The sequence below is a fragment of the Sulfitobacter sp. PM12 genome (assembly GCF_045586035.1).
In the GTDB taxonomy this organism is placed as follows: Bacteria; Pseudomonadota; Alphaproteobacteria; order Rhodobacterales; family Rhodobacteraceae; genus Sulfitobacter; species Sulfitobacter pontiacus.
On record NZ_CP151529.1, the window covers coordinates 2,761,923 to 2,776,822 of the forward strand.

At 63.4% G+C, this 14,900-nt stretch carries 14 protein-coding genes; 6 read left to right on the forward strand and 8 right to left on the reverse strand.

All coding sequences use genetic code 11. The annotated features are described in order from the left end of the window. Position 1: 1 nt before the first annotated feature. Together AADW22_RS13545 and AADW22_RS13550 are read right to left on the reverse strand one after the other, a co-directional pair. Positions 2 to 1,051: an MBL fold metallo-hydrolase gene (locus AADW22_RS13545; RefSeq protein WP_005849639.1), complete on the reverse strand. Its 1,050-nt coding sequence runs from the start codon at positions 1,049 to 1,051 to the stop codon at positions 2 to 4. Beyond that, positions 1,051 to 2,766 carry an acyl-CoA dehydrogenase gene (locus AADW22_RS13550; protein WP_037966042.1) on the reverse strand — a complete coding sequence of 572 codons (1,716 nt, stop codon included), beginning with the start codon at positions 2,764 to 2,766 and terminating at the stop codon, positions 1,051 to 1,053. Before AADW22_RS13550 ends, AADW22_RS13545 begins: the two co-directional genes overlap by 1 nt. Positions 2,767 to 2,918: 152 nt before the next feature. Between AADW22_RS13550 and AADW22_RS13555 the strand changes: the two genes are divergently transcribed. Then, positions 2,919 to 3,863, forward strand: coding sequence for an L-threonylcarbamoyladenylate synthase (locus tag AADW22_RS13555; RefSeq protein WP_407473908.1), 945 nt, complete (start codon positions 2,919 to 2,921; stop codon positions 3,861 to 3,863). A 27-nt stretch (positions 3,864 to 3,890) separates the two neighbouring features. Here AADW22_RS13555 and AADW22_RS13560 read toward each other — a convergent pair whose 3' ends face one another. Beyond that, on the reverse strand, positions 3,891 to 4,451 hold the full coding sequence (locus AADW22_RS13560) for a YqgE/AlgH family protein (protein WP_407473909.1): 561 nt from the start codon (positions 4,449 to 4,451) through the stop codon (positions 3,891 to 3,893). 129 nt (positions 4,452 to 4,580) lie between these two features. Between AADW22_RS13560 and AADW22_RS13565 the strand changes: the two genes are divergently transcribed. After that, complete coding sequence (locus AADW22_RS13565) at positions 4,581 to 5,378, forward strand: protein-disulfide reductase DsbD domain-containing protein (protein ID WP_235183808.1); 798 nt, start codon at positions 4,581 to 4,583, stop codon at positions 5,376 to 5,378. Here the strand turns inward: AADW22_RS13565 and AADW22_RS13570 are convergent, their stop codons facing one another. The 5 genes from AADW22_RS13570 to AADW22_RS13590 form a co-directional block, all read right to left on the reverse strand. Then, positions 5,379 to 8,780 carry an efflux RND transporter permease subunit gene (locus AADW22_RS13570; protein ID WP_407473910.1) on the reverse strand — a complete coding sequence of 1,134 codons (3,402 nt, stop codon included), beginning with the start codon at positions 8,778 to 8,780 and terminating at the stop codon, positions 5,379 to 5,381. It lies immediately after the preceding gene. A gap of 4 nt (positions 8,781 to 8,784) precedes the next feature. Beyond that, positions 8,785 to 10,245 (reverse strand): efflux RND transporter periplasmic adaptor subunit, encoded by a 1,461-nt coding sequence (locus tag AADW22_RS13575; RefSeq protein WP_288959864.1) that lies wholly within the window; start codon positions 10,243 to 10,245, stop codon positions 8,785 to 8,787. Positions 10,246 to 10,387: 142 nt separating this feature from the next. Then, positions 10,388 to 10,930, reverse strand: coding sequence for a molybdenum cofactor biosynthesis protein B (gene moaB / locus AADW22_RS13580; RefSeq protein WP_407473911.1), 543 nt, complete (start codon positions 10,928 to 10,930; stop codon positions 10,388 to 10,390). Beyond that, entirely contained in the window at positions 10,927 to 11,535 is a 609-nt protein-coding gene (locus AADW22_RS13585) for a LysE family translocator (protein ID WP_407473912.1), read from the reverse strand. The genes moaB and AADW22_RS13585 overlap by 4 nt, the downstream gene beginning before the upstream one ends. After that, positions 11,528 to 12,301, reverse strand: coding sequence for a uracil-DNA glycosylase family protein (locus tag AADW22_RS13590; protein WP_005849657.1), 774 nt, complete (start codon positions 12,299 to 12,301; stop codon positions 11,528 to 11,530). Before AADW22_RS13590 ends, AADW22_RS13585 begins: the two co-directional genes overlap by 8 nt. Positions 12,302 to 12,457: 156 nt before the next feature. Between AADW22_RS13590 and AADW22_RS13595 the strand changes: the two genes are divergently transcribed. Genes AADW22_RS13595 through AADW22_RS13610 form a run of 4 tightly spaced genes read left to right on the forward strand, consistent with a single transcriptional unit; the run spans position 12,458 to position 14,887 of the window. Then, entirely contained in the window at positions 12,458 to 13,405 is a 948-nt protein-coding gene (locus AADW22_RS13595) for an aspartate carbamoyltransferase catalytic subunit (RefSeq protein WP_037966023.1), read from the forward strand. After that, the gene (locus AADW22_RS13600) at positions 13,402 to 13,842 is read left to right on the forward strand and encodes a hypothetical protein (protein ID WP_340248200.1); all 441 of its coding nucleotides are present in this window, start codon (positions 13,402 to 13,404) and stop codon (positions 13,840 to 13,842) included. Before AADW22_RS13595 ends, AADW22_RS13600 begins: the two co-directional genes overlap by 4 nt. Further along, a complete protein-coding gene (locus AADW22_RS13605; RefSeq protein WP_407473913.1) occupies positions 13,839 to 14,354 on the forward strand; it encodes a hypothetical protein in 516 nt (171 codons plus the stop codon). The genes AADW22_RS13600 and AADW22_RS13605 overlap by 4 nt, the downstream gene beginning before the upstream one ends. After that, positions 14,351 to 14,887 (forward strand): hypothetical protein, encoded by a 537-nt coding sequence (locus tag AADW22_RS13610; RefSeq protein ID WP_184581507.1) that lies wholly within the window; start codon positions 14,351 to 14,353, stop codon positions 14,885 to 14,887. Before AADW22_RS13605 ends, AADW22_RS13610 begins: the two co-directional genes overlap by 4 nt. Positions 14,888 to 14,900 lie beyond the last annotated feature (13 nt).

Consider the following 14,900-nt stretch of genomic DNA (forward strand, 5'->3'; position numbering starts at 1 on the left):
GTCAGCCCTTTGATTGATACACCCAAGCCCCGTCCAGCGCCCGCAAGCTGCGTGTGGCACGGCCCGTTTGGTAAAGATGGCTGAGATGGGCGACCGCTTCAACCAGCGCCAGACCGTATTCGCCTTCGCCGATGTTGCGCTTGAACAGGGTCGAGAAACATTCAGACGCCGACTTCGGCTCTGCAATCGCCTTTTCCAGACGGCGCAGGGCGCTGTGGTGATTCTCTATCAACTGGCGCATGCGGGTGGGCAGACCGGTGAAGGGCAGCTTGTGCCCGCCAAGCACCAGATGATCCTCGCGCGCCAGCAACGACAGACGGTCACAGGCCTCGATCCATTCGCCAATAGGGTCGGCCATGGGTTCGGTGGCATAGACGCCGACGTTAGGGCTGATGGACGACAGGATCTGATCGCCTGCAATCACCAGATTGTCATCACGGCTCCAGAAGGTGGCGTGTTCGGGGGCGTGGCCATTGCCCATATGCACGTCAAACACACGCCCCCCGATGGTGATCTCGTCGCCCTGTTTGATCCGTGTAAAGCCAAGCGGCAGAGGCGAGACGATGTCGGCAAAGTTGAATGGCCGCTCGGAGGCGCGTTTCTCGTACAGCGCGGCATCCATCCCCGAAAGTTTGTAGAAAGCCAGCGTCTCGGCTGGCGGTGCTTCTTGCGGGTCCAGGGTCAGCATCCGCGCGGTCAACCACGCGGTGCGCGTCGTCACCAGCTCTGCCCCGTGTTCGGTCTGGAACCAGCCCGCCAGACCGATGTGATCGGGGTGGTGGTGGGTCACGATCACCCGTGACACCGGCTTGCCGCCCAAGGGCCCCGCGATCAGGTCCGTCCACAGCGCCTTGGACTTTTTCGACGCGAACCCCGTGTCGATGATCGTCCAGCTGTCGCCTTCGTCAAAGGCATAGACGTTGACGTGATCCAGCTTCATCGGCAGCGGCAGACGCAGCCAAAGCACGCCGGGGGCGACCTCTATCGCCGCATCATGGGCGGGCGGCGTCTCCCAGGGGAAACGCAAACCGGTGGGTGCGGTATCAGGCATCAGGCGGCCAGTTCGTCAGCAGAAAGCGCGAAAAGATCAGCCTCGCCCGCTTGGGCATGGGCCAGCAGGCCAACATGTTCCGGCAGCAGACGCAGGATGTAGAACCGCGCCAGCTTTTCGCGTGGCCCGCCCTTATCGGCCAGCGCCGCCTTGAGGTGCATATGCGCGCCAAGCACCCGTGCAAAGGCCCGCAGGTATGGCACCGCTCCGGCAAAGCGCGTGTCCATGTTCGATTGCTCGGTCAGCCAGTCGGTCGCCTCCCGCAGGGTTTCCGAGGCTTGCCACAGGGCGTCCGTCATATTCGGAAAAACGTCGCGGGCGGCTTCGGCGTCTGCCTCGATCTCGTCCAGCAAACGGTTCGCGGCCTCGCCCCCGTCCATCATCTTGCGCGCGACCAGATCCATCGCCTGAATGCCATTGGTGCCTTCGTAAATGGCGGTCACACGCACGTCACGGCTGTACTGCGCCGCACCGGTTTCTTCAATAAAGCCCATGCCACCGTGGACCTGAACGCCCATTTCAGCAACGGCCATGCCGGTGTCGGTGCCAAAAGCCTTGGCGATCGGGGTGAGGAAGGCCGCGCGGGCTTTCCATTCGGCCTGACCGGTGGCGTTTGTCATGTCGATGGCCTTGGCACAGCACAGCGCGATGGCGCGGGCTGCAAAGGTTTCGGCCTTCATCGTCATCAGCATGCGGCGCACATCGGCGTGGTCCACGATGGTGCCGGTGCCGTCGGGGCGCGATGTCTTGCCCTGTTTACGGTCCAGCGCATAGGCCAGCGCGTGCTGATAGGCCGCTTCGGCGATGCCGATGCCCTGCCCGCCGACGCCAAGCCGCGCGTTGTTCATCATCGTGAACATCGCCGCCATGCCGCCTTGCTCGGGCCCGACCAGCCAGCCGGTCGCCTTGTCATATTGCATCACGCATGTCGGAGACCCGTGAATCCCCAGCTTGTGCTCAAGGCTCACCACCTTGAGGCTATTGGCATTGCCAAGGCTGCCGTCGTCATTGGGCAGGTATTTCGGCACAAGGAACAGGCTGATGCCTTTGGTGCCCGCAGGCGCACCGGGCAGACGCGCCAGGACAAGGTGGCAGATGTTGCCACCAAAGTCATTGTCGCCCCAGGTGATATAGACCTTCTGACCCGAGATCGCATAGGTGCCGTCGCCATTGTCTTCGGCCTTGGTCGCCAGTGCCCCCACGTCCGACCCCGCTTGCGGCTCGGTCAGGTTCATCGTGCCGGTCCATTCGCCGCTGATCAGCTTGGGCAGGTACAGCTCCTTGATCGCGTCGCTGGCGTGATGCTCAAGCGCTTCGATCTGGCCCTGGCTCATCAAGGGGGCAAGTTGCAGGGACAGGCAGGCGCCGCTCATCATTTCGTTAACGGCGGTCGTCAGGGTCATGGGCAGGCCCATACCGCCGAATTCGGGGTCGGCCGACATGCCGATCCAGCCGCCTTCGGCCACGGCCTTGAACCCGTCGGCGAAACCGGGCGAGGTGCGCACGACGCCGTTTTCAAGCTTGGCAGGGGTCTGGTCGCCGGCGCGTTGCAGCGGGGCCAGAACGTCATTGGTCATCTTACCCGCCTCTTCGAGGATCGCGCGGGTGACGTCTTCGCTGGCGTCCTCAAAGCGGTCGGTCTGACGCACAGCGTCCAGCCCTACGACATGATCAAACAGAAAGGCAAAATCTTCGACAGGGGCGCGATAGGGCATAGTTTTCCTCCATTAACGCGTTCGTCTGCTTGGCAAACCGAACAGCGACCTGATAAGCCCAAGGCGATACTCCGGGCTGTTGCGGCAAGAATGTCGCTCAAGCCTGCACACCGCAACCCAAAACGCGGCGTCATCCCCCGTGAGAGAAGCCAATGACCGAGATTCTTCCAGCCCACCCTTCCGGTATTTCCCGCGCCGCCACCCTGCTGCAGCAAGGCGCATTGGTCGCGCTGCCGACTGAAACGGTCTATGGTCTGGGGGCGGATGCGCGCAACGGGACGGCGGTGGCGGGCATCTACGAAGCCAAGGGGCGGCCCAGCTTCAACCCGCTGATCATCCATGTCGCCGATGTGGACCAAGCACGGCGCTACGGGCGCTGGTCCGACACCGCCGAGATTTTGGCAAGCGCCTTCTGGCCCGGTCCGATGACACTCGTGCTGCCCCTGGCCGACGGGCACGGGCTATCGTCGCTGGTGACGGCAGGGCTGGACAGCGTCGGCATCCGCGTGCCCGCGCACCCCACAGCCCGCGCCATTCTGCATGCGCTTGGCGGTCCGGTGGCGGCCCCCTCGGCCAACCCCTCGGGCAAGATCAGCGCCACGACGGCGCAACATGTTCTGTCGGGGCTGGAGGGGCGGATCGCCGCTGTGGTTGATGACGGCCCCTGCACGGTGGGCCTGGAAAGCACCATCATCGGCCTGAACCAGCCCCGCCCGACGTTGTTGCGCGCAGGCGGGCTGCCGTCCGAGGCGATAGAGGCAGCTTTTGGCGCACCGCTGGATGTGGCCGACGGGGCAGAGATTATCGCCCCCGGTCAGCTCGCCTCTCACTACGCGCCCCATGCCAGCGTGCGTCTGAACGCCCAAGCGGCGACGGATGGAGAGGTTTACCTTGGCTTTGGCGCGGCAAGCGGGAGCGGGCCGGATGACCTGACTCTATCGGCCAGCGGCGATCTGGTGGAAGCGGCAGCGCATTTGTTTGACCGGCTGCACGCGCTTGACCGGCTGCGAAAACCGATTGCGGTGGCCCCGATCCCTGAAACCGGTCTGGGCCGTGCCATCAATGACCGTTTGCGCCGAGCGGCGGCACCGCGTTAGGGCTTTTGCCCCGCAGATCCTCGCAAGTCAGGCGCGCCCTGCTGTCGCGCTGAGCCCCAGAGGGTCCACCCCGATAGAGGTCAGCGCCGCTTCCCATTTGCGCGCATCGGGCAGGTCGAAGAGGATAGCGCTATCGCCTTGGCAGGTCAGCCAGCCGTTCTGGGCAATCTCAGCCTCTAGCTGGCCCGCGGCCCAACCCGCATAGCCCAGCATCAACATCGCCCGACGCGGCCCCTTGCCGCGGGCAATGTCTTCGAGGATGTCCAGCGTCGCGGTCATCGCCACCCCGTCCGCGATATCCGTTGTCTGCATCACGGACCGGTATTCGGCGCTGTGCAGGACAAAGCCGCGCTCTTTCTCGACGGGGCCACCCACATGCACCCCCAGACCGGAAACATCGTCCATGTCCACATCGCTAAGCCGGTCAAGCACATCGCCAAGCTTCAGATCAGCGGCGGGTTTATTGACGATCAACCCCATCGCGCCTTCGTCATCATGCGAGCAGATAAAGATCACCGAATGATCAAACCGAGGATCCCCCATGCCGGGCATCGCCACCAGAAGCTGGCCGGTCAGATCCATTTTCATGCTGTCGTCCTTATGCGTCATCGCAATAGCATGACCTGCGACCCTGCGGCTTTCAACCCCCGCGACTGCAACACATCATAATGCAAACGTGACTTGGCAAACCGGGGGCAGATGGCCCATGAAAGCGCCATGACCAGAAAAATTCTTGGCCTGATGGCCGCTGCCCTTATCGCCCCGCTGCCCGCTTCTGCGATGGACGTGATCCACGGGGAAATCCTGCAAGGCTGGGTACTGCCCGATGGCAACCGCATGGCCGCGATCCGCATGACGGTGGAGCCGGGCTGGAAGACCTACTGGCGCGCACCCGGTGACATGGGTATCCCGCCCAGCTTCGACTGGTCCGGCTCGCGCAACCTGTCGGCGGTGGCCGTGGAATGGCCTGCGCCCACGGTGTTCCGCGAACCCAATCTGACCACGATCGGGTATAAGGATCAGGTCGTGTTGCCGCTGCGGATCAGCGTGCCCGACAAAGGGGCCCCCGTCACAGTCCAGACCACCATTGATCTGGGCGTGTGCAGCGACATCTGCGTGCCCGCCTCGCTTGAGCTGAGCGGCGTGATCGACACCACCACAACCCGCGCCGATCCAGCGATTGCCGCCTCATTGGCGCAGCGCCCGTTTTCGGCGAAAGAGGCCCGTGTGAAAGACGTGACCTGCACCATCGGTATGGCAGGCGCGGACCTGACCCTGGACGCCGCGATCACCCTGCCGCCCGCGGGCGGGCAAGAGTTGGTGGTGATCGAAACCGGCAACCCTGATCTTTGGGTCAGCGAGGCCGATACCACCCGCAAGGGCAACGTCCTGCATGCGCGGGTGGACGTGGGTCACGTCAGCGGCGGCCCCGTGGCACTGAACCGGTCGCACATCCGCATGACGGTCTTGGGCAGCAAGCAGGCCGTCGATATTGTGGGATGCAATGCGGGCTGATCACATGGCCCGTTTGCGACGCGACAGCAGCAACGCCACCGCGCCGACGATATAGCCCACTAGCGCGATCAAAGCCGCCCCGGCCAGGAACAGCAGCAGCGCCACGCTGCGCGGGGCCATCGCCCCGAGCTCAGGCAGCAGCTCGACCAGTGCGGGATGCAAGCCGCCCGTCACCGCGACCCACCCCAGCGTGGCCCCGCCCCACAGCATCACCAGCACCCAAAGCGCCAGAATGCCAAGGCGCAGACCCCCTGCCCGTGCCCGCATGGCCCGACGCATCGCACGGATCTGGCGACCGATATCATGCTGCGCCGCGACCAGCGCAGGCACGACCAGCAACACCAGAAACATGCCAAAACCCAGACCATAGACCAGCGTGATCACCGTGGGCTTCAGGAACTGCGCCTGCTGGCTTTGCTCATAGAGCAGCGGGGCCATGCCAAGGACCGTTGTCAGCGTGGTCAGCATCACCGGCCGCAACCGGTCCGCCGCGCCATCGATGATCGATGGGATCACTCCACGGGTGGCTCCGTATTCGTCAATGGTGCCGACCAGAACGATGGAATCGTTGATGATGATCCCTGTCATCCCCAACAGGCCCACGACTGTGAACATGCTCAGCGGCACCTCCCACAGGGCGTGCCCGTAGATTGTGCCGACCAGACCAAAGGGGATCACCGCCATCACCACCATGGGCCGCGTCCAACTGCCAAAAACCCAAGCGAGAACAAGGTAGATGCCCGTCAGCACAAGGATCAGGCCGGTCAGCGCATCCGACAGAAACGTATCTTCCTGCTCGCTCAACCCGCCGATGCGGAAATCCACCTGCCGTTCAGAGGCGATGCCCGGCAGGATATCCTCGCGCAGGGCCTTCGTGATCTCACTCGCGCGGGCGGGGTCATCCTCTGATATGTCGCCCGTGACCGAAATCAGACGAATGCCATTCTCGCGACGCACCGTGCTGAAGCCGGTGCGTCGGTCCACGCTGACGATATCGGCCAGCGGTACATATTGCCCATCTGGCGTGCGCATCTGCGTCCGTTCAAGGAAATCCGCGGTCAGCTCTCCCTCGGGCAGTTCAACCCGGATTGTCGCCGATCGTGGGCCGTCGGGATAGGTCGCCGCCTCGATCCCGCCCAGACGGTGGCGCAGCACCCGCCCCAACATATCAATCGTGAACCCAAGCGCCTGTCCTTGCGGCGTCAGATCAAGGATCAACTCTTCCTTGTCGTAGGCCAGGTTATCCTGCACCGCGCTGACTTCGGGATATTGCCGCAGGGCATCCTGCAGGTCCTGCGATGCGGCTTTCAACACCTGCGTGTCAGCGCCGTAGAACTGCACATCCAGCGCGTCCCCCCCGGGACCCGACCGCCAGCCGCGAAAGCTGACGGTTTCGGCAAGGGGATGATTGACCACCGCGTCTTGCAGTTCAGCGACAAAGGCGAAGCTGGAGTAAGGGCGCAGGTCGGCGTCGATCAGCTCGATCGAGATGCCGCCCAGCAGATCGGCGTCCTTGCTGTCGGCCCCGTCTAGACCGCGCCCCGCATTGCCCCCGATCTGCGCGATCACATAGTCGATGGGGTTGGTGCCGTATTCCTCGGCGTATTGCGCGCCCAGCGCTTCTGTCGCGCGTTGCATTTCGCGCATCATCGCCAGCGTATCGGCACGGGTGGCCCCTTCGGTCATGGCAAAATTCCCGGTCACCGACCCGCGTTCAGGCGCATTGAAGAACCGCCATTGCACGTCACCCTGGATGAACAGCGCCACCTGCGAGGCCAGCACAGCGACCACGCCGGCAAGCACCACATAGCGCGCGCGGATCACCCCCGCCATGAAGGGGCGGAACAGCCGTTCGCGCACCCAGAGAAACCCGCGATTGACCACTCGGCTGGGCAGGTCATACCACCGTTGCTTGGCCCCTGCTGCCATCGCATGGGCCATATGGTTCGGTAGGATCAGAAAACATTCAACCAGTGACGCGGCCAGCACGGCAATCACTGTGAGGGGGATATCCGCGATCAGACTGCCAAAGCGCCCGCCGACGGCAAGCAGACCGAAAAAAGCAATGATCGTCGTCATCGTTGCGGCAAAGACCGGCATCGCCATCCGCCGCGCCGCATTCTCTGCCGCTTGCATGGGGGGCTCGCCCAGCTCTTTGTGGCGATAGTCCGCGTGTTCGCCCACAACGATCGCATCGTCAACCACGATGCCAAGCGTGATGATCAACCCGAACAAAGAGATCATGTTGATCGTGATCCCCCCCGCATACATCAGCGCAATCGCTGCGGCCATCGACGCAGGTATGCCCGCGGCCACCCAAAAGGCCGTGCGTGCGTTAAGAAAGAGGAACAGCAACCCCACCACCAATGCGAGCCCCATCAGCCCGTTATCAATCAGCAGGTCCAACCGCCCGGTGATCGCCTCGGCCCGCGTGCGGATCAGCTCTATCGTCACGCCCTTGGGCAGCATCACAGACATATCCGCCGCGACGCTTTCGACGCTATGCTGGATACCGATGGCATCCCCCCCGTCAGAGCGGTCAATACGCACAGAGATTGCGGGATCATCCCCCACGAAATACCCTACCTCGCGGTCGGAGCCCTGCTCGATCACCCGCGCCACGTCCCCGACCAGCAATGACGACCCGTCCGCATTGCTGCGCAACACGACGCGAGACAGGGCATCCGCGCTACGCTTCGCGGTGCCGGTGCGCACGCGCGCATTGGCACCTGTCACATCACCGGCGGGGTTAGCGTCCACCTCGGCCGCGATTACGGCGGCGATTTCGGCCATGGTGATGTCGTGGCGGATCAGTCTGGTCGACGGCACCTCGATCAGGGTTTGCGGCGCCGCGACCCCCTGAATGGTACTGCGCGTTACACCCGCCGCGAACAGCCGCGTGACGAATTCATCCGCGAAACGACCCAGCTGTTCCGCGCTGATCGGGCCGGTGATCACCACATCAGTCACACGGTCGCGCCAGATACCACGCCGGACCACCGGATCTTCGGCATCTTCTGGCAGTGTGGTAACCGAATCCACCGCCGTTTGCACATCCGTCGCGGCGCGGGCCATGTCCCAATTGGGCTCGAACTCGAGCGAGACGGTCCCGCTGCCCTCACGCGAGGCAGCGGTGGAGCTTTCGACCCCTTCGACCGCCAGCAAGACCGGTTCAAGCACCTGAACGATGGCACTGTCCACATCGTCGGCCCCCGCCCCCTCCCAAACGGTAGTGACCGACACACTGTCGATGATCACATCAGGAAAGAACTGCGCCCGCATATTCGGCGCAGCGGCCGCCCCGCAGACCAGCAGCACCACAAGCAGCAAGTTGGCTGCCGTCCGGTGACGGGTGAAATACGACAGGATTCCCCCTGCACCACCGGACATGCTGCGCGCCATCTCCCTAGCCTCCCATCCGGCTTTCAAGGCGTTCGATCATACGCGCCGGCACCTGCGGCTCGGCCAGCTGCGCCAGCACGCGCGCCTTCGCCTCTTGGGGCATGCGGCTGTTCCCCTCGATAAAGGCCACAAGCTTTGCGCGACGCTCCTCTGTCAGGGCGATCATGCTGGGGACATCTCCCTGCGCGGTCTCATCCGCCCCCGGACGCAACGGCTTTACCGCGATACCGGCCCCCAGCAGGGGCGACCGCGCCTCGACCACGTCGCGACCTTCGACGGGACCACGGACCAACACGTCGTCGCCCACGCGGCGCAGAACAGAGACCTGAATGCTTTCCAATCGATTCTCCGCATCCAGCACCAAGACCGCTCCCGTGGCATCAAGGGCAGAGCTTGGCAGGCGGATCACATCGTCCAGCGCAGGTTCACGCACATGTACCGTCGCGAAATCCCCCGGTTTGAACCCCGGTGCCTGCGTCAACGAGGCAAAGATCAGACGCCCGCTGGCCCCCTCGCCCGCAGCGGCCCCCGCGCGGGTGATCTGGCCGCGGGCCTCAAGGTCCACGCCCGCGACATCAAGGCGCGCGGTGATCTCTGCCTTGATCAACCGGCCCTGCGCATCCAGCAGCCGCGCGTATTGCGCGGTCGAGATGCGGAAGGAAATCTCAAGATCATCCGGCGCAATCAGCTCTGCCAGCCTCTCGTTCGCAGAGACCAAGCGCCCCTCGACGACCGAGGTTTCGCTTAGCGCCCCATCGAACGGCGCGGTGATCGTGGTTTCCTTTAGCGCGCGCTGCGCATCCTCCAACGCAATTTGAGCGTTGGACAACAAGCGCACCGCGTTATCCACGCGCGCTTCTGTCTGGGTCACCACCTGTCGACGCGCAAGAACGGCCTGTCGTGCGCTTGAGGCAGCAAGCTCTGCCGTTTCCGTCGCCGTCGCGGTGCCGACACCGCGTTCGCCCAGATCACGCTGGCGGTCAAACGCGCGAGTGCGCAGCGCGGCCTGCTCTTCGGCGGCGGCAAGCTCGTCCAGTCCCAATGCCAGCGCGCGGTCCGCATCACGCCCCTCTGCCTCTGCATCGCGTACGGCACTTTGCGCCCGTGCTACCTCGGCCAAAGCATCCGACCGGTCAAGGCGCACCAGAACCTGACCCGCCGTGACCTGCCCGCCCTCTTCGAATTCCGGTGCCAGCTCGACCACGCGCCCGCCCACGGCCGCACGCAACTCTAGCGTGCGGCGGCTTTGCACCGCGCCAAAACTTTGCAGCACCGGCACTTCGGTCCCAGACTGCGCACGCACCACATTGACCGAGAATACCCGCTCACGCGGGGCGCGCTCGGGCGGCGTGTCGGTCAGACGCTGCTGAACCGCCCCGCCAATGAGGTCCGCCGCAAGCACCAGAAACCCCAATGTCGCCGCTGCCAGAAACAACCCGATCATGCTTTGCCGTAGAAAACGCATCTTGCCCCGATCCTATTTCGTCCATGCCAGCTTACCCCGCAGGCCTGCAGAACAAAATCACAGTTGTGACAGCCGCGCACGGCTTATCACGCGCATCGCAAAGCAGCGCGGAGGAATTGGGTTAAATTCATCGCCCCAGCTGCTATTTCCGGCGCTGGTGTTCATCCAGACGCGGCATGATCTCAACGAAGTTGCAGGGCTTGTGCCGATAGTCGAGCTGTTTGACCAAAATCTCGTCCCACGCATCCTTGCACGCCCCCGGAGACCCGGGCAGCGCAAAGAGATACGTCCCCTGGGCGACGCCAGCGGTGGCCCGGCTTTGCACCGCCGAGGTGCCGATCTTCTGCATGGATACGATCGTGAACACGGTGCCGAATGCATCGATCTCTTTCTCGTAGACATCGCGATGTGCCTCGACTGTAACATCGCGCCCCGTCAGCCCTGTGCCCCCCGTGCTGATCACCACGTCAATCTCAGGGTCGGCACACCAGTCGCACAACTGGTCGGCAATCTCGCCCCGCTCATCGCGGATGATGCTGCGTGCCGCGAGGAAATGCCCCGCTTCAGCGATGCGCTCGACCAAGACATCGCCTGACCTGTCTTCGGCCAAACCGCGGGTATCGGATACCGTCAGCACCGCGATGCGCACGGGGATAAAATCAATCGTCTCGTCAATCCGGCTCATGTCCGCTCCAATACTGCAAGGCGTGCGGCGAGGGCCACGAAAATACCGCTGCTGATCCAGCGCAGCGCCTGCCCGCCCCCGACCATCCGGCGGCCGAGGCCACTGGCAAACACACCGACCAAGGCGTTGATGATCAACCCACCAAGCGACAAGACCGACCCCAGCATCAGAAACTGCAGCAAAACCGGCCCCGCGTCTGGCACAACGAACTGCGGGACAAAGGCCAGCACGAACAGGATCACCTTGGGGTTCGTCAGGTTCACGATCAAACCGCTGCGAAACGCGGATTTCGGCGCAGGCACGGGATTTGCGGCCGCGCCGCTGCTACGCCAGGTCTGCACGGCCAGCCACAAAAGATAGCCAACCCCGACCCAGCGGATCACATCAAAGGCCCACGGCAGGGCCGCCACCACCGCACCAAGGCCAAGCCCCGCCAAGGTCACATGTACCATACCGCCAAGGGCGACCCCCGCACTGGCCGCAACCGAGGCGCGCGGACCAAAGCGCATGCCCTGCCCCAGACAAAACATCATATCCGCGCCCGGTGTCAGGTTCAGCGCCAAGGCGGCGGGCACAAAGGCCAGCAATGTGAGGGGATCAACCATGCGTCAACTTCGCCTTCAGTGAGAGTAAATCGGCCCAGGCCTCGCGTTTGAACTCGGGGCTGCGCAGCAGATAGGCGGGGTGGAACATGGGCAATGCGGGCAACCCCTCGGCTTGCGTCCACTGACCGCGCAAGCGGGTGATGCCACGTTTGCCCAGCAATGCCTGCGCGGACCAATTGCCAACGATGACCAATACCTCGGGCTTGGCCAAAGCGATATGCCGCGCCAGAAATGGCTTCATCATCGCGATTTCATCCGGCTTCGGATCGCGGTTCTGCGGCGGCCGCCAGGGCAAGACATTGGTGATATAGACAGGCGACGTCTGGTGATGACGCCCCATGTCGATGGCCGCGAGCATCTTGTCCAGCAACACGCCAGCACGCCCGACAAAGGGGCGGCCCTCGCGGTCTTCGTCTCGTCCCGGAGCCTCGCCCACGATCATCACCCGTGCCCCCGGCGTCCCGTCCGAGAAAACCATTTTGCGCGCGCCGCGTTTCAGCTCGCAATGCTCGAAGGCGGCCATGGCGGCACGCAATTCATCCAGCGTCGCAGCCCCTGCCGCGGCCTGTGTCGCCTCTGCCACCACGTCCGGCCCTTGGGCAGCCAAAGGCACCGGTCCGCTCTTGCCCTTTTGCGCCTTCGGCTTCTCGACCGCGGCGGGCACCTCGTAGCGGTTCACCGGCGCATCGCAAATCGCCTCGGTCGCGCCAAGTTCGATCTGCCAATGCAAAAGCGCAAGCGCCTGATGATAATCCACTGATTCCATGCGCCCAACTTACGCGCTGGTGTCGGCAATAAAAATGCCAACTTCCAAATGGTCTTAAATCCAACGCGGCCCCCACGGTCGGATGCCCCCGCCCGACGACTTGCCCCGCCCTGCGCCGCCGCCTATAACGCCAAAAATAACGTGGGGTCCCCCGTCATGAGTTTCGCACACCGCCATCTTCTGGGCATTGAACACCTGTCCCAGGACGACATCACAACCCTGCTTGATCTGGCCGACAGCTATGCCGATCTGAACCGCCAGCCCCATAAACACAGCGACGCGCTGAGCGGGCTGACACAGATCAATATGTTCTTCGAAAACTCCACCCGGACGCAGGCGAGCTTCGAGATCGCGGGCAAGCGGTTGGGTGCGGATGTGATGAATATGGCGATGCAGGCGTCCTCGATCAAAAAAGGCGAAACCCTGATTGATACGGCGATGACGCTGAACGCCATGCACCCCGATCTGCTGGTGGTCCGCCATCCGCAATCCGGTGCCGTCGATCTGCTGGCGCAGAAGGTGAACTGCGCGGTGCTCAATGCGGGCGACGGGCGGCATGAACACCCTACGCAAGCACTGCTGGACGCGCTGACGATCCGCCGCGCCAAGGGCCGCTTGCATCGCCTGTCCATCGCCATCTGCGGCGACATTGCCCATAGTCGCGTGGCACGGTCCAACATCATGCTGCTTGGCAAAATGGAGAACCGCATCCGCCTTATCGCGCCGCCGACGCTGATGCCCGCGCAAATCGGTGAATTCGGTGTCGAAGTCTTCGATGACATGGAAGAAGGGCTGAAGGACGTTGATGTTGTGATGATGCTCCGCTTGCAAAAAGAACGCATGGATGGTGGCTTTATCCCCAGCGAACGCGAGTATTATCACAGATATGGGCTGGACGCCGAAAAACTGGCCCATGCCAAGTCCGATGCCATCGTGATGCACCCCGGCCCGATGAACCGCGGGGTAGAGATCGACGGAACACTCGCCGATGACATCAACCGCAGCGTCATTCAGGATCAGGTAGAGATGGGCGTCGCCGTGCGCATGGCCGCGATGGACCTGCTGGCGCGCAACCTTGTCGACAGCCGCAAGGCCACCGCATGACCGCAGCCCCGCCCGAAGAACAGGACCTGCTGCACTGGCGTATCTCGCCGCGGGCGTTCTTTTGGCGGTGCGTGGCGCTGGCGGTGCTGACCATGTTGTTCACGCTGCCCTTGCTCATCTGGCTGGACCCGTTCACGTGGCTGCTTGCCTCGGTCCTGATTGCGGTCTTCTACATGTGGGTGTTTGAGGAATTCCAGATCTGGTTCAGCAATCGCAATACCGTCTGGCGGCTGACCAACCGTGCGCTCTACATCAACTCCCCCGATACGGCAGAGCCACTGGTCCTGCCGTTGACCGACATCCGGTCAATCGGGAAACTGTCCTTGTGGTCGATCAGTCTTGGCCTGCCCGACGGCCAGCGGATCACCTTGCCGCTGGTGCCGAACCGGGCAGAGACCAAGGCCCGCCTTGCCCAAGCGATAGAGGCGGCATCATGAGCGATCGTTTTTGGCAAGACCTGCTTGAACCTCAGGAAGAGCTGCTCTGGACGGGGCGCCCCCGCCCCAAGCTGTCGCTGCGCAATTTTCAGCTCTTCGGCCCCTTTGTCGGGGCCATTGGCACCGTGATCGCGGGGGCATTTGTGCTGCGGGGCAACACCCTGCCCGTGTCGCAATCGGTCGTGGTGGCGGTGATCGTCGCGCTGGTGGCGCTGTCGTTGCTGCGCGGGATGAAACGTCTGACCGACCTGCGCCGTACCCGCTATGCGCTGACCAACCACCGCGCCCTGTTTTTCAAACTGACCCGCGACGGCACCCGTGCCAAAGCTTTCCCCCGCAGCGCCGAGACGAAACCCGATCTGCGCCCGACCAGCCCGCCGTCGGTTTTCTTTATCCGGCATGAACAGCCGGGCAATCCGGCACGCGCCGTGCATCTAGGATTTGAATATGTCGAAGACAGCGACAGATTAAGTGCATTGATGGTAACCCCGTACAAAGGTGCAACACGATGACACAACTCGAAATCCCCAAGGGCGAGATCGGCCAGATCCGCCTGTTTGCCGTGAACCGCCCGATTGACGAATTGGCCCGCGACCTGCGCAACGACAGTAAAGAGGCGCTGATTGCTGATCTGCTGGGCCGCCCTATGCCCGAAGGCGCGGCCGAACTGTTCCCCGTGTCCGATCTGACCGGCGTGGGTCTCGCCTCCTATCTGGGGGATGGCTATGCGGTGCCGCGTGAACAGATCAGCCGCGACCGCGCGCGGTTGGATGCGCTGGACGGCTATGTATTGCTGCTGTTCTCCTCGGCCTTTGACGGGCAGGAAGCGACGCTGGACCTTGGCCCCGAACTGACGATGATCGGCACCTATGGCGAGGCGCAGCCCGATATGTCCGTCACCCCGCTTGAGGCTGACTCCGCGCAGCCCTACACCGGTGCCGCGGATATGACCCCGAAATCCCCGCCCAAGGGCGGTGCCGGCGGTATGATCCTGCTTTTGGCGGTGATCGTGCTGATCGGTCTTATTCTATGGTGGCTGCTGTGAAAGAACCCAAACC

Coding starts and splice junctions, on each gene's coding strand:
- AADW22_RS13545 (WP_005849639.1), bottom strand. CDS start 1,051: ATGCCTGATACCGCACCCACCGGTTTGCGTTTCCCCTGGGAGACGCCG.
- AADW22_RS13550 (WP_037966042.1), bottom strand. CDS start 2,766: ATGCCCTATCGCGCCCCTGTCGAAGATTTTGCCTTTCTGTTTGATCAT.
- AADW22_RS13555 (WP_407473908.1), top strand. CDS start 2,919: ATGACCGAGATTCTTCCAGCCCACCCTTCCGGTATTTCCCGCGCCGCC.
- AADW22_RS13560 (WP_407473909.1), bottom strand. CDS start 4,451: ATGAAAATGGATCTGACCGGCCAGCTTCTGGTGGCGATGCCCGGCATG.
- AADW22_RS13565 (WP_235183808.1), top strand. CDS start 4,581: ATGACCAGAAAAATTCTTGGCCTGATGGCCGCTGCCCTTATCGCCCCG.
- AADW22_RS13570 (WP_407473910.1), bottom strand. CDS start 8,780: ATGGCGCGCAGCATGTCCGGTGGTGCAGGGGGAATCCTGTCGTATTTC.
- AADW22_RS13575 (WP_288959864.1), bottom strand. CDS start 10,245: ATGCGTTTTCTACGGCAAAGCATGATCGGGTTGTTTCTGGCAGCGGCG.
- moaB (WP_407473911.1), bottom strand. CDS start 10,930: ATGAGCCGGATTGACGAGACGATTGATTTTATCCCCGTGCGCATCGCG.
- AADW22_RS13585 (WP_407473912.1), bottom strand. CDS start 11,535: ATGGTTGATCCCCTCACATTGCTGGCCTTTGTGCCCGCCGCCTTGGCG.
- AADW22_RS13590 (WP_005849657.1), bottom strand. CDS start 12,301: ATGGAATCAGTGGATTATCATCAGGCGCTTGCGCTTTTGCATTGGCAG.
- AADW22_RS13595 (WP_037966023.1), top strand. CDS start 12,458: ATGAGTTTCGCACACCGCCATCTTCTGGGCATTGAACACCTGTCCCAG.
- AADW22_RS13600 (WP_340248200.1), top strand. CDS start 13,402: ATGACCGCAGCCCCGCCCGAAGAACAGGACCTGCTGCACTGGCGTATC.
- AADW22_RS13605 (WP_407473913.1), top strand. CDS start 13,839: ATGAGCGATCGTTTTTGGCAAGACCTGCTTGAACCTCAGGAAGAGCTG.
- AADW22_RS13610 (WP_184581507.1), top strand. CDS start 14,351: ATGACACAACTCGAAATCCCCAAGGGCGAGATCGGCCAGATCCGCCTG.